The following is a 12,736-nucleotide window of genomic DNA, read 5'->3' on the forward strand; positions in this document are numbered from 1 at the left end:
GAATGCGTAGGCTCTTCTTCCTCGGCGCGCTGCTGGCGTGCTCGCCGGCGGATGCCGGCACGCTAACGCTCGCCCCGACCATGGTGACCGAATGGAAGGCGGTCTATGGCCGTGTCGAGGCGCGTGACACCGTTCCGGCGCGCGCCCGCATCGGCGGCGTCATCGTCGATTTGGCGGTCACCGAGGGCGAGCTGGTCAAGGCGGGGCAGAAGATCGCCACCGTCCAGGACGATAAGATCGCCTTTCAGATCGCGGCGCTGGACGCGCAACTTCGCGCTCTAAAGGCACAGATGGAAACGGCGCAGTCGGAATTAACCCGCGGCCAGGCGCTGGTCGACAAGGGCGTCGTGACCGCGCAGCGCCTCGATCAGCTCCGTACCGAAGTCGACGTCGCGCGCAACCAGCTTGCCGCGACCGAGGCCCAGCGTTCGGTGATCGTGCAACAGGGCGCTGAAGGCGATGTCATTGCCCCAGGCGACGGCCGTGTACTAGCCGTGCCGGTCACTCGCGGCGCGGTTATCATGGCCGGTGAAGTGGTGGTGACAATCGGCGGTGGCGGCGTGTTCCTGCGGCTGGCCGTTCCGGAGCGTTATGCGGCGTCCCTGAAACAGGGAGCCGCCATCCGCATCAATGCCGGCGGCAAGGAGTCCGCCGGTCGCCTCGCCAAGATCTATCCGCAGATCGACAATGGCCGCGTCATCGCCGACGTCGAGGTCGACAATCTGAACACCGAATTCATCGATGCCCGTGTCCTGGTCGAACTGCCGGTCGCTGAGCGCTCCGCGCTGCTGGTGCCGGCCTCTGCGGTCGAGACCCGTTCCGGGATCGATTTCGTGCGCGTCGCCGCCAGCGGCGCACAGGCCGAGCGCGCGGTGGTAACCGGCGAGCGGACAAAACGCGCCGACGGCGACTATGTCGAGATCCTGACAGGCCTCGCGGCCGGCGATGTCGTAGTCACGCCATGAAAGGTCCTGCCTCGTTCGGTATCGCCGGCGCGCTGACGCGGGCCTTCATCGCCTCGCCGCTGACGCCGCTGTTCCTGGTAGCCGCCTTCGCCTTCGGGCTGGTGGCGCTGCTCACGCTGCCGCGCGAGGAAGAACCGCAGATTTCGGTGCCGATGGTCGATATCTTCGTACGCGCCGACGGGCTGAAGGCCGACGATGCCGTCAAGCTGATCACCGAACCGCTGGAGACGATCGTCAAGGGCATCAACGGCGTCGAGCATGTCTATTCGCAGACGCGCGACGACGAGGTGATGGTCACCGCCCGCTTTGTCGTCGGCACCTCGTCGGATGCTGCTGTGCTGCGCGTCCACGACAAGGTGCGCGCCAACATGGACCGCATTCCCGTCGGCGTGCCCGAGCCGCTGATCGTTGGCCGCGGCATCGACGATGTCGCCATCGTCACGCTGACGCTGTCGCCGAAACCGGAAGCGGCGGCGCGCATGACCGCCAATGATCTCACCCGCATCGCGCGCGAACTGCGCACCGAGATCGCCAAGATCGACAATGTCGGCCTGACCTATCTGGTCGGCGAAACCGGAGAGATCATCCGCGTCAACCCGAACCCGGAAAAGCTCGCCCTCTACGGCGTGACATTGCAGCAGCTCGCGGCCAAGGTGTCAGGCGCGAACAAGGCCTTTCCGGCAGGACGCGTGCGCAACCAGGGCGAGCAGATCGATATCGTCGCCGGCGAGACACTGGGCTCGCCGGACCAGATCGGCAACCTGCTGCTGACCTCGCGCGACAACCGCCCCGTCTATGTCCGCGACGTGGCCGATGTCGCCTTCGCCACCGACACCGGCGAAGCGCTGGTGTCCACGGTCGCCGCGGTCGGCGCCGGCGTCGAGCGCGTGCCGTCTGTCACGCTCGCCATTGCCAAGCGCGCCGGATCAAACGCGGTCACCGTAGCCGACGCCATCCTGCACCGGGTCATCCTGCTCCAGGGCGCGCTGATCCCCGCCGATTTCTCGATCGACGTGACGCGCAACTACGGCGAAACCGCCAACGACAAAGCCAACGAGCTCCTCTATCATCTCGGGCTGGCGACGATCTCGATCATCGTGCTGGTCTGGGTCGCCATCGGCCGCCGCGAAGCCATGGTTGTGGCCGTCGTGATCCCGGTCACCATCCTGCTCACGCTGTTTGCCTCGCGCGTCATGGGCTACACGCTGAACCGCGTCTCGCTGTTCGCGCTGATCTTTTCCATCGGCATCCTCGTCGACGACGCCATCGTGGTGATCGAGAACATCTCCCGCCACTGGGCGATGGGCGGCGGCCGCGACCGCCGCCAGGCGGCGATCGAGGCGGTGGCGGAAGTCGGCAACCCGACCATCGTAGCCACCTTGACAGTGGTCGCCGCACTGCTGCCGATGCTGTTCGTCTCGGGAATGATGGGTCCCTATATGAGCCCGATCCCGGCCAATGCCTCGGCGGCGATGATCTTCTCCTTCTTCGTCGCGGTGATGGTGACGCCGTGGCTGATGCTGAAATTTGCCGGACGGGCGCCGGTGCATGCCGATCAGGATCATGGTGGCGGCGGTCTGCTTGGGCGCGTCTACACGACCGTCGCCCGGCCGATCCTGGCCTCGAAGAAGGCCAGTTGGGCCTTTCTGCTCGCCGTCGGCGTGCTCACACTTGGCTCGCTCGCGCTGTTCTACACCGAGCATGTCACCGTCAAGCTGCTGCCATTCGACAACAAATCCGAACTCTCGGTGACCATCGACCTGCCGGAAGGGTCCTCCGTCGAAGCGACGGACGCGGTGGCGCAGGCGGTCGCCGGCACGGTTCTCGAACTCGACGAAGTCCGCTCCACCCAGACCCATGCCGGAACCGCGGCCCCCTTCAACTTCAACGGCCTCGTCCGCCACTCCTTCTTGCGCAGCGAGCCGCAGCAGGGCGATGTCGCGATCAATTTGCTGCCGAAAGCCAACCGTACCCGCTCCAGCCATGAGATCGCGCTCGACGTCCGCCAGCGGATCGCCACGATCCCCGTACCGGCAGGCACCAGCCTGAAGGTCATCGAGCCGCCGCCCGGCCCGCCGGTGATGGCAACCTTGCTGGCCGAGATCTACGGACCTGACGGCGAGACACGCCGCAAGGTCGCCGCAAAGATCGAAGCGGCGTTCCGCTCCGTGCCCTTCATCGTCGACGTCGACAATTCCTGGGGACAGCCGGCACGCCGGCTGCGCGCCACGATTTCCACCGACGATGCAGAGTTCTTCCATGTCGAGGAAAGCGACGTCTTCGACACGCTCGCCATCCTCAATGGCGGCGAGACTGTCGGCTATTCGCATCGCGGCGGCGGCCGTCAGCCGATCCCGATCCGCATCGAGCGGCCGAAGGGCGAAAGGACGCTCGACGAGCACTTCCTGACCACGCCCATTCCGGCGAATGTACTGCCTGGCGACCGCGGCGTGGTCGAGTTGGGCGACGTCGTGCGCGTGGCGCCGGAACGCGCCTCCTTCCCGGTGTTCCGGCACAATGGCCGCGCCGCCGAAATGGTGACGGCCGAACTTGCGGGCAGCTTCGAGGCGCCGCTTTACGGCATGCTCGCCGTCAGCAAGGCCATCGACGCGCAGGACTGGACCGGCCTGCAGAAACCCGCAATCTCGCTGCACGGCCAGCCGGAGGATGAGAGCCGGCCGACGCTTCTGTGGGACGGCGAATGGGAAGTCACCTGGGTGACCTTCCGCGACATGGGGGCGGCCTTCGGCGTCGCGCTGCTCGGCATCTACATCCTCGTCGTCGCCCAGTTCGGCTCGTTCAAGGTGCCCCTGGTGATCCTGACGCCGATCCCGCTGACCTTCATCGGCATACTCGGCGGGCACTGGCTGTTCGGCGCGCCGTTCACAGCCACCTCGATGATCGGCTTCATCGCGCTGGCCGGCATCATCGTGCGCAATTCGATCCTGCTGGTCGACTTCATCCGCCATGCGGCATCGCCCGACAGGCCGTTGAGCGAGGTGCTGATCGAGGCCGGCGCGATCAGGTTCAAGCCGATCCTGCTCACCGCACTTGCCGCCATGATCGGTGCGGCGGTGATCCTGACCGATCCGATCTTCCAGGGTCTGGCGATCTCGCTGCTGTTCGGCCTGGCCTCCTCGACGCTGCTGACTGTGCTGGTCATACCGGCGATCTACCGCGTGCTGCGCACGTGATCGCGAGCGCAGCCGCCGTTGCCGGTGCTGCCAAGACGAGGCGTCGGCTTGCCTCGGGAAAAGCGGGTGGGCGTTGGTGTGCACATAACGATTAGTCAGGTCTGCTGGGAGACAGGCCGCTTGAGGAGGGGCGAATTGCGTTTCCGCATTTGCGCCAGATCAATCGAGTGTCCTGCGACCGCGGCTATGGTGAAACGGCATGGAGATCCACTCGATGTTGCCATTCACGCGTGATCAGTTTCTCGCCAACCTGGCCGCATACAATGAAGACATCTGGCCGGCGCAACTGGCTGCATTTGGCCTTGGCTTGCTTGCCGTGGCCATGTTGTTTTGGCGACCGCGAATGGCGGATCGGCTTATCGCTGGTATCCTGGCGACCATGTGGGTTTGGACGGGCATCGCATATCACTGGCTCCATTTCACCGAAATAAACAGGGCCGCGCTCATCTTTGGAGCCCTCTTCGTCGCACAGGGTGCGCTCCTGGCTTACTTTGGCGTTGTCAGGAACCATCTGCGTTTCGGCCTTGGTTCAGGACTTGCCGCAACCGTGGGGATCGGCTTCCTCGCCTACGCGATCATCCTTTATCCACTGGTCGGTATATTGACGGGTCACGCCTACCCAGAAATGCCGGTTTTCGGTGTCACGCCATGTCCAGTGACGATTTTCACCTTTGGGCTTTTCCTGCTCGCTGGGCCGACCCTGCCACGATGGCTGCTGGCGATCCCTTTTATCTGGTCTTTGATCGGAGGGAGCGCGGCGTTCCTCCTCGATGTACCGCAGGACTGGTTGCTTCTCGTCAGCAGTGTCATTGCCGTTCCCTTGGTTGTGGCCAATTGCAGCAACGCAATTTGGAAGGCCACAAATCCTGGCCAACTGATGCCCAATGAAACCAGTTTGGCATCTACATCCTTGTCGTCGCCCAGTTCGGCTCGTTCAAGATGCCGCTGGTGATCCTGACGCCGATCCCGCTGACCTTCATCGGCATCCTCGGCGCCGTTTACCGCCACCTCGATGATAGGTTTCATCGCGCTGGCCGGCATCATCGTGCACAATTCGATCCTGCTGGTCGACTTCATTAGGCACGCGGCATCACCGGACAGGCCGTTGGGCGAGGTCCTGATCGAGGCCGGCGCGATCAGGTTCAAGCCAATCCTGCTGACAGCGCTTGCCGCCATGATCGGCGCGGCGGTGATCCTCACCGATCCGATCTTCCAGGGTCTCGCGATCTCGCTGTTGTTCGGCCTGGCCTCCTCGACGCTGCTGACCGTGCTGGTGATACCGGCGATCTACCGGGTGCTGCGGACGTGATCGTGGCGGCGAGCGCATTGCCGAAGAATGCTGGCAGGTAAGACAATGCCTCCGACTGTGTTGGAACTTTCTACTGCCGCCGTCGATGCTGTAGCGCTGGGCGGTGCACTCCTTTGGCCGTCCGTGAGTGGCTTCTTCCAGTTCGAAGCAAGCTCAGCATCGCTAACACGGGGAGGGAGCTTTCGTGGGCACGCTCATGCCCGGACTTCACCCGGGCGCTCATGGCCGATGCCTTCGAGTATTGACGGGGCCGCAGGTCGAATGCCTTCGAGCCTGGTTCGCTTGAGCAGCAAGGCGTTGACGGCCACGAGAGCCGAGCTGCCTGACATTGCCAGCGCCGCAAGCTCGGGGCTCAGCAGGAACGGGTAAAATACGCCGGCCGCGATCGGGAAGGCGATGAGATTGTATCCGACCGCCCACCACAGGTTCTGGTGCATCTTGCGCAGCGTGGCGCGCGAGAGCGTCATCGCACTGACCACATCGTATGGATCGCTCTTCATCAGCACGATGTCGGCGCTCTCAATGGCGACGTCGGTGCCTGCACCGATCGCAAATCCGACGTCGGCTTGCGTCAGGGCTGGCGCGTCGTTGACGCCATCGCCGACCATGCCGACCTTGAGGCCTTGCCCTTGCAGTTCCTTGATCTTCTCGGCCTTCTGCCCTGGCAAGACATCGGCCAGGACGATGTCGATGCCGAGTTCGTCAGCGATGCGCTTGGCGGTGCCAGCGTTGTCACCCGTAAGCATCGCCACACGAACACCCTGGTCGTGCAATTTGGCAATTGTTGCGATGGCCGTCGGGCGCGGCGTATCGGCGATCGCGATCAATCCGAGCAGCTTGCCGGACCGCGCGACATGAATAACGGTGCGGCCTTCGCCCTTGAGCGTCTCGGCTTTTTCGCCCAGCGCCAGAAGATCAATCTTCTGCTCGTCCATGAGGCGCCGGTTGCCGAGGAAAACCGGACTCCCTCCGATGGCGGCACCGGCGCCCTTGCCTTCGATATTCAGAAAGCCCGAAACCTTAGGAAGCTTCAAGTCTCTGGCCCGCTCGACAATGGCGAGGGCCAGCGGGTGATCCGAGCCCTGGTCCACGGCAGCTGCGACTTGCAGAACCTCGTCGGACGAAACGCCGGCAGCCGGGACGACTTCGACGACCTTGGGCTGGCCCATGGTGAGTGTGCCGGTCTTGTCGAAGACGATTACGTTGAGCTTGGTCGCCTCCTCGAGAGCGGCGGCATTCTTGAACAGAATGCCGTTTGAAGCGCCAAGGCCGGTGCCGACCATGACAGCCATCGGCGTGGCGAGGCCGAGCGCATCGGGACAAGCGATGACGAAGACGGTTATGGTCAAGGTCATCGCGAACAACAGAGGCTGGCCGAGCCACAAGAACCAGATGGCGAAGGTGGCAAGCCCGATGAGGATCGCAGCGAGCACCAGCCATTGCGAAGCGCGATCGGCGAGTAGTTGTGCCGGCGCCTTCGAGTTCTGAGCCTCCTGGACCAGCTTGACGATCTGGGCAAGCGCAGTGTCGGCACCCACCTTGGTAGAGCGGTAGCGCAGCGTGCCGCTCTTGTTGATGGTCGCCCCGATGACCTTGTCGCCGACCTTCTTGGTCACCGGCATCGACTCACCCGTCAGCATCGATTCGTCGATCGTCGACGTGCCCTGGACCACCTCGCCGTCGACCGGAAGCTTGTTGCCGGGCCGCAGGACCACGATGTCGCCGAGCACGACGTCGGCGGTCGCAACCTCGACCTCCTTGCCATCGCGGAAGACTGAGGCCCTGGGCGGGGCGAGGTCAAGCAAGGCCCTAATCGCGGCCGAGGCTCCGGCGCGAGCGCGCATCTCCAGCCAATGGCCGAGCAGGATGAACACGAGCAGCACGCTCGCCGCCTCGTAGAATTGCTGCGCCTCGAAGAAGAAGGTCGCGCCGACGCTGAATAGATAGCCAGTGCCCACACTCAGCACCACCAGCACCGCCATGTTGAGGACGCCGTTGCGAAGGGCTCGCCAGGCGGCGACCAGGAAAGGCCAGACCGGATAGAGGATCGCGGCGCTGGCGAGGAAAAACATCGCAAGGTCTTCGCTGAGACCGAAGGGCGGACGCAGCCAAGGCTCGCCCAGACCCATCGGCTCCATGGCGAAAATCGGCATCGCAAAGACCAGGCTGATGAAGAAGCGGTTGCGCATGTCCTTGACCATGCCCTGCATGTCCATGCCGGGGCCGTGGCCCATCTCATGAGCCATGGCGTCGTGCGGCGCCTTGTCTGCAATCGTCCTCTCGCCCGCTGGAGCCGGCCCGATCATGGCGGCGTGCCCCCCATGATCGGGCTCGGCGTGATCGTGCCTGGCGTGCCCGGCGTGCCTGGCGGTCGCGCGCGGATGCCCCGGCGGAATCGCCATGCTGTCAGGAATGCACAGATGCCGCGGCGCGACCTCGCCGCGGCAATGGAAACCGCAGGCCTTGATTTCCCGAGCAAGGGCTCCCGGGCTCGTCTGCCCCTCGTCAAACTCGACGCTCGCGGTCGTCGACCCCGCGTTCATCGCGACACTGGCGACTCCGGGCAGAACCGCGAGACGTTTTTCGACCGCTGCGAAATCCATTATCCCGACAAGGTCGCGCACTTCCAGATTGATCTTCTTCATCACGTTCTCCGTGCTGCGGTTCGTGGCGGCAATCGCTCCGCCCGCGGTGTCTCAGCTTCGGTAGGCGAAGGTCGACATCATGCCGCTCGCCATGTGGTAGAGATGGTGACAGTGGAACGCCCATTTGCCGGGATTGACCGCATCGACGGCGATGGTGATCGAGCGCATCGGCGGCACCAGCACGGTATCGCGAACAGCGCCCTGAAAGCGCTGCCCGTCAATCGCGACTACCTGGAAATGGTGGCCGTGAAGGTGCATTGGGTGAGCCATCATGGTGTCGTTGCGCAGCGTGACCTCGACCCGATCGCCCTTGTCGACAAGGATGGGCGCACTGGTTTCGAGTCCCCAGCGATAGGCAGACATATCGCCGGTCAGCGCCATTTCGAATGTCTTTTCCGCAGGGCGTGATGCTAGCGGCGCCATTGCCCGAAGTTGCGCCTCGAGCGCCAGGTCAAGAACCGGAGCGTCGACATCAACGGCCGGCCCGATCTTGGCCACCGCCGCCCCTGCCGGACGCAGGACAATCCCAGTGCGTTCCTTGCTTCCCTCGCGCAGCGCAAAGATTGGAAAGGAGGAGCCAAGGTCGCGCGGCACCTGCACGCGCACGTCGATGCGCTGGCCCATCGTCATTGGAAACTGCCGGCCCCTGACCGGCTCGACAGGCTGACCGTCGACCGCGATCAGTTCGGCGTCAAGCTCGCCGAAATCGATTGTAAACGCCGTCGCGGTGGCGCCGTTGATGATCCGCACGCGCACGCGTCCGCCCCGTTCGACCGGCACGATCTCGGGGTCGTTCAGGGACCGGTCATTGGCCAGATAGGCGTCATACTCGATGTCATTGATATCCATCGCCATGCCGCCATCCTTCATCCCTGCCATGGCGTCGGTCTTCGCTCCCGACATATCCATGCCGTCCATCGGCATGGAGCCGCCGGTGTTCTTGCTCTGCAGCCCGGCCAGCAGTTCCTGAGGCGATGAGAACGAGAAATCGTGGAGCAGGACAACAACCTCCTGCTCATCCTTTGCGTCATCGGCGGGATCGGCGACAATGAGCGGAGCCGCGAGCAGCAATTGTTCCTGCAAGGTATGGGCGTGCATCCAGAAAGTGCCTGGCCCGCCGACCGGAAATTCGAAGCTCCGATCGACCTTGGCGCCGATGAGCGGCAGTGGCGCGTCGGCGACGCCGTCGCTGGGCCACGGCGGCGTCAACCCGTGCCAATGTATGATCGTCGGCTCGGCAGTCTCGTTTCGAAGCAGCACGTTGAAGGCTTCGCCCGCCTGCAAGCGCAGGCCAGGCGTGCCGTCGGCCCTTTGCAGGCCGAAGACGCTTGCGGCCTTGCCGTTCACCTCGATCGTGCGGCGTGAGATCCCGAGCGTCTGGCCGCCTGACTGACTGGCGGAGGCTGCCGCGAGCAAGGGCGATGGGATCGCAAAAACTGCGGCGCCTGCAACTGCGCCCTTCAGGATATCCCGGCGTTTCATATCGTTTCCTTCTCTTCGATTTGGAATTTCGTTGTGTCGTTCAGCACACTCAGGGCGCGCGGCGCTCGCGGCGGGAACCGAACAGCCTTGCCAAATGCGGGAAGAAGGCCGGCACGCGGGCTGCATAACGGTCGTATGCGTCCCCGAATTCCTTTCTTGCTTCACGCTCTTCGATGAAGGAAAGCCGCACATACATGCCGACCAGAATGGGGAACATCGCCAGCGTCAGCAGCGTCGGCCATTGCGCGAGAAATCCCGCCATAACGAGGACGAAGCCGACATATTGCGGATGCCGGATAGAGGCGTATGGACCGGCTGTTGCGAGGCGATTGTGATGTTGCGCTTGGTAAAGCACCCGCCACGCGCTCGAGATCAGCATGAATCCGCCGCCGATCAGGAAGGAGCTGAGAACGTGGAAGGGGCCGAAATGCGGATTGAGACGCCAGCCGAACATCATCTCCGAGAGGTGACCGGCATCATGCGAGAACCAGTCTATGCCGGGGTATCGTGACTGCAGCCACCCCGAGAACAGGTAAATCGTCAGGGGAAAGCCATACATCTCGGCAAACAGTGCCACCAGGAAGGCACTGAATGCGCCGAAGGACCGCCAGTCGCGGCCGGTTCGCGGCTTGAAGAAGCTGAATGCGAACAGGATGAAAACCGCCGAATTGATTATGACCAGGCCCCAGAGGCCGTAGGCAGGAGATTGCTCGACCATCGTCATGCTCCTTTATGGTGGGTGGTGCCGTCATGCGCGCCCGGCTCGGGTTCCTTGTGCCTGCCATGGCCGCGGTGACCGCCATGCCCGCGGTGGCCACCATGCATGAACATGTGAAGCAGAGGACAGGCGAGCAGCAGCAGAAAGGGAAGGACACCAAGGGTATGGGCCCAGTGCTCCGTGAGCAGGAAAAATGCGGCGATCAGCAGGAAAGCCATCGTAACCAGGCCGGTCTTCGAAGTCCAAAATCCGCCTGCCTCGGCCTCCGGTTCTGGTTGGGACGCGGTCGGCGGATCGGACATGCGGTAAACGTTGTCGGTATTCATGGGATGGGTTCCTTATTTGTCAGCGATTGTCATTGCTGGAGCTTTCGAGCCCATAGGCGATGAGGCTCACGGCCCAAACCAGCGCGCAGGCGAACAGTGGCCACCTGAAGTCAGAGCCGATCGTGAAATTGACCACCGACATCAAGCCGATGGATGACGCTCCTCCGACCAGAGCGCCGGCCACCGCGACCGGATGGCGCGCGCGGAACGCGGTGATTGCCAGCGTAATCAGGAGAACACCGGTGGCCAAGGCGTAGCCGCCGAGCACCCGGAAAACCTGGGTGAGCCACATGGCAAGACGCGTACCGATGGCTTCGAGCTCGGCAACCGAGAGGTTCATATAGCGGACATCCTCGGGCAATAATGGTGGCCTGAGGGCGATGAAATACAGTCCGATGCCGGCGATGATCATCCCCGCCAGAGCAAGAGTGACGGACGACGTCGTCCATGGTTTGACTGTGGCTTTCATGGGCTGAACCTTGACTTGCATTACCGGCGCCCCGTGGCGACGACATTGTAGATCGAGGCATAAACGACACCCGCCAGCAGCCCGACGATGCCAAGCCCGAGAACGCCGTAGAGAACACGGACGGGGCTTATCGGCGCCGTATACCTGACCGCGCTGAGGTCTAGCCCGTGCATGATGGCGCCGAAGAAATCGAATGTTGCCTCTGGCCAGATGGCGACAGCCAAAGCGCAGAGCATGCTCATCAGGGCCGACGTCACGCCCAGAGCAATGCCGACGGACAGGACGCTGAGTTTGTCCATGTCTTCCTCCTGTCACTTCGCCTGTTGCTTGAGCCATTCCTGCATGGCGGCGATCTCGGCCTGCTGAGCCGTGATGATCTGATTGGCCCAAACCTTGACCTGATCATCCTTGCCGAATTGCAGAACCGCACGGGCCATGTCGATCGCCCCCTGGTGGTACGGAATCATCGCCTGGACGAAGGCGACATCGGGATCGCGGGCCTGGATGCCCTGCATCATGGGTGCATCCATTCGCTTCATGGCATCCATGTATGCCCTTGAGGACTCGGGCATGTCGGCAGAGTCCATCGGCATGTTCATCATGCCGCCTTGACCCTGCATCATTCCCCCCTGCATGCCGCCTTGCCCACCCTGCATCATCTGCTGCATCATCGGCATCATTTGCTGCATCATGGGAGCCATCTTCTCCATCATGGGCATCATCTTCTGCATCGTGGACATCATCGCCGTGCACTGCTCGGGCAACCCGCCCGGCATCGCCTTTGCGGCTGGAGCAGCTATAGTGGCTTGCGGCGCATCGGCCGCCGGATGGTGCGGATCGGTCTGGGCAAATACCGCGCTTGAAAGAGTTGTGAATGCTGCAAACGTGATCAATCGAAGGTGAGTTTTCATGACAGTTTCCTTGTCGTTGATGTGAGACCGGCGAGCGAACTCCGAAGATAGGTGCGCAAAGCAGCCCGAGCGCTTCTGCCGGGTTGTGGTTTTGCTGATCGTTCTCGCGCTATGCGCCTAGACGGAGACCGCTGGATTCAACAGCCCCCGTGGCCGCGAGCACGCGATATCAGTCGAAGATCTGGGGAGGTTGCAGGAGGGCCTCGGGGTCGATACCCGTTTCCAGGTGCGGCTTACCCGCCATGAAGCGGATGGCAACCTGTGCGTCATCGAGAACGTCGCATTCGCTCGCGGAAATGACTGGAGCACAGCAGCCGAAGCCGGTCGAATGCACGCAACCCAGGCACTCATCACATGGGGCGCGATGATGGTCCTGGTCGGTGAGAGCGACGTGACCTGCCACCTTGTGCGGGGCGCGCGCCGAGAGTGTCGCAACGCTAGCTGTGACACCGGTAAGAGAGGCCGTTGCGGAAGCCTGCTCGACAACACCGGCAACGGCCCCGGCCGCGATCAGGAGGATCACGGCCAGCAATAACCGAAGCTGAGCCAACGCGATTTTCATGCATTTAGTCTAGCCCGACTGGGCTCTGCCACTTTGACGCAAATCAAGGCCGTGGCTGCGAGAGGGCGCTTAAATCTGCAGGTCTTCATCCGATACGGATCGGACTGTTTTCTTAGATCTGTCCTGAACCAGGATGAACCCGAGGTGAGACAATG

Annotated in this window: 11 protein-coding genes and 1 pseudogene; 4 read left to right on the top strand and 8 right to left on the bottom strand. The window is 63.0% G+C overall.

The features are described 5' to 3' along the window. Positions 1-2 precede the first annotated feature (2 nt). The 4 genes and pseudogenes from AC1DXN_RS16985 to AC1DXN_RS17000 all read left to right on the top strand — a co-directional run. Positions 3-965, top strand: coding sequence for an efflux RND transporter periplasmic adaptor subunit (locus AC1DXN_RS16985; protein ID WP_477274557.1), 963 nt, complete (start codon positions 3-5; stop codon positions 963-965). Next, positions 962-4,159 carry an efflux RND transporter permease subunit gene (locus AC1DXN_RS16990; RefSeq protein ID WP_477274555.1) on the top strand — a complete coding sequence of 1,066 codons (3,198 nt, stop codon included), beginning with the start codon at positions 962-964 and terminating at the stop codon, positions 4,157-4,159. Before AC1DXN_RS16985 ends, AC1DXN_RS16990 begins: the two co-directional genes overlap by 4 nt. A gap of 199 nt (positions 4,160-4,358) precedes the next feature. Beyond that, positions 4,359-5,111 (top strand): DUF6064 family protein, encoded by a 753-nt coding sequence (locus AC1DXN_RS16995; RefSeq protein ID WP_477274553.1) that lies wholly within the window; start codon positions 4,359-4,361, stop codon positions 5,109-5,111. After that, positions 5,057-5,468 (top strand): annotated as a pseudogene (locus AC1DXN_RS17000) (efflux RND transporter permease subunit); the annotation flags it as partial. The gene AC1DXN_RS16995 and the pseudogene AC1DXN_RS17000, both read left to right, overlap by 55 nt. A 194-nt stretch (positions 5,469-5,662) precedes the next feature. Here AC1DXN_RS17000 and AC1DXN_RS17005 read toward each other — a convergent pair. From AC1DXN_RS17005 to AC1DXN_RS17040, 8 genes are all read right to left on the bottom strand, one after another. Further along, the gene (locus AC1DXN_RS17005) at positions 5,663-8,113 is read right to left on the bottom strand and encodes a heavy metal translocating P-type ATPase (RefSeq protein WP_477274551.1); all 2,451 of its coding nucleotides are present in this window, start codon (positions 8,111-8,113) and stop codon (positions 5,663-5,665) included. Between the two features lie 51 nt (positions 8,114-8,164). Continuing rightward, a complete protein-coding gene (locus AC1DXN_RS17010) occupies positions 8,165-9,595 on the bottom strand; it encodes a multicopper oxidase family protein (protein WP_477274549.1) in 1,431 nt (476 codons plus the stop codon). A gap of 49 nt (positions 9,596-9,644) precedes the next feature. After that, positions 9,645-10,313: a methyltransferase family protein gene (locus tag AC1DXN_RS17015; RefSeq protein WP_477274952.1), complete on the bottom strand. Its 669-nt coding sequence runs from the start codon at positions 10,311-10,313 to the stop codon at positions 9,645-9,647. Between the two features lie 2 nt (positions 10,314-10,315). After that, entirely contained in the window at positions 10,316-10,639 is a 324-nt protein-coding gene (locus AC1DXN_RS17020; RefSeq protein WP_477274547.1) for a DUF2933 domain-containing protein, read from the bottom strand. Positions 10,640-10,658: 19 nt separating this feature from the next. After that, positions 10,659-11,129: a hypothetical protein gene (locus AC1DXN_RS17025; RefSeq protein WP_477274545.1), complete on the bottom strand. Its 471-nt coding sequence runs from the start codon at positions 11,127-11,129 to the stop codon at positions 10,659-10,661. Next, positions 11,129-11,407 (bottom strand): DUF5676 family membrane protein, encoded by a 279-nt coding sequence (locus AC1DXN_RS17030; RefSeq protein ID WP_477274543.1) that lies wholly within the window; start codon positions 11,405-11,407, stop codon positions 11,129-11,131. The genes AC1DXN_RS17025 and AC1DXN_RS17030 overlap by 1 nt, the downstream gene beginning before the upstream one ends. Positions 11,408-11,419: 12 nt before the next feature. After that, the gene (gene copM, locus AC1DXN_RS17035; protein ID WP_477274541.1) at positions 11,420-12,019 is read right to left on the bottom strand and encodes a CopM family metallochaperone; all 600 of its coding nucleotides are present in this window, start codon (positions 12,017-12,019) and stop codon (positions 11,420-11,422) included. Between the two features lie 169 nt (positions 12,020-12,188). After that, a complete protein-coding gene (locus AC1DXN_RS17040) occupies positions 12,189-12,581 on the bottom strand; it encodes a hypothetical protein (protein WP_477274539.1) in 393 nt (130 codons plus the stop codon). Between the last annotated feature and the right edge of the window lie 155 nt (positions 12,582-12,736).

The sequence above is a fragment of the Mesorhizobium sp. P2_H9 genome, from assembly GCF_056403215.1.

Excerpts from the sequence above, each read along its gene's own strand:
- AC1DXN_RS17040 (WP_477274539.1), bottom strand. The coding sequence starts at position 12,581 with ATGAAAATCGCGTTGGCTCAGCTTCGGTTATTGCTGGCCGTGATCCTC.
- AC1DXN_RS16995 (WP_477274553.1), top strand. The coding sequence starts at position 4,359 with ATGGAGATCCACTCGATGTTGCCATTCACGCGTGATCAGTTTCTCGCC.
- AC1DXN_RS17025 (WP_477274545.1), bottom strand. The coding sequence starts at position 11,129 with ATGCAAGTCAAGGTTCAGCCCATGAAAGCCACAGTCAAACCATGGACG.
- AC1DXN_RS16985 (WP_477274557.1), top strand. The coding sequence starts at position 3 with ATGCGTAGGCTCTTCTTCCTCGGCGCGCTGCTGGCGTGCTCGCCGGCG.
- AC1DXN_RS17030 (WP_477274543.1), bottom strand. The coding sequence starts at position 11,407 with ATGGACAAACTCAGCGTCCTGTCCGTCGGCATTGCTCTGGGCGTGACG.
- AC1DXN_RS17005 (WP_477274551.1), bottom strand. The coding sequence starts at position 8,113 with ATGAAGAAGATCAATCTGGAAGTGCGCGACCTTGTCGGGATAATGGAT.
- AC1DXN_RS16990 (WP_477274555.1), top strand. The coding sequence starts at position 962 with ATGAAAGGTCCTGCCTCGTTCGGTATCGCCGGCGCGCTGACGCGGGCC.
- AC1DXN_RS17010 (WP_477274549.1), bottom strand. The coding sequence starts at position 9,595 with ATGAAACGCCGGGATATCCTGAAGGGCGCAGTTGCAGGCGCCGCAGTT.
- AC1DXN_RS17020 (WP_477274547.1), bottom strand. The coding sequence starts at position 10,639 with ATGAATACCGACAACGTTTACCGCATGTCCGATCCGCCGACCGCGTCC.
- AC1DXN_RS17015 (WP_477274952.1), bottom strand. The coding sequence starts at position 10,313 with ATGGTCGAGCAATCTCCTGCCTACGGCCTCTGGGGCCTGGTCATAATC.
- copM (WP_477274541.1), bottom strand. The coding sequence starts at position 12,019 with ATGAAAACTCACCTTCGATTGATCACGTTTGCAGCATTCACAACTCTT.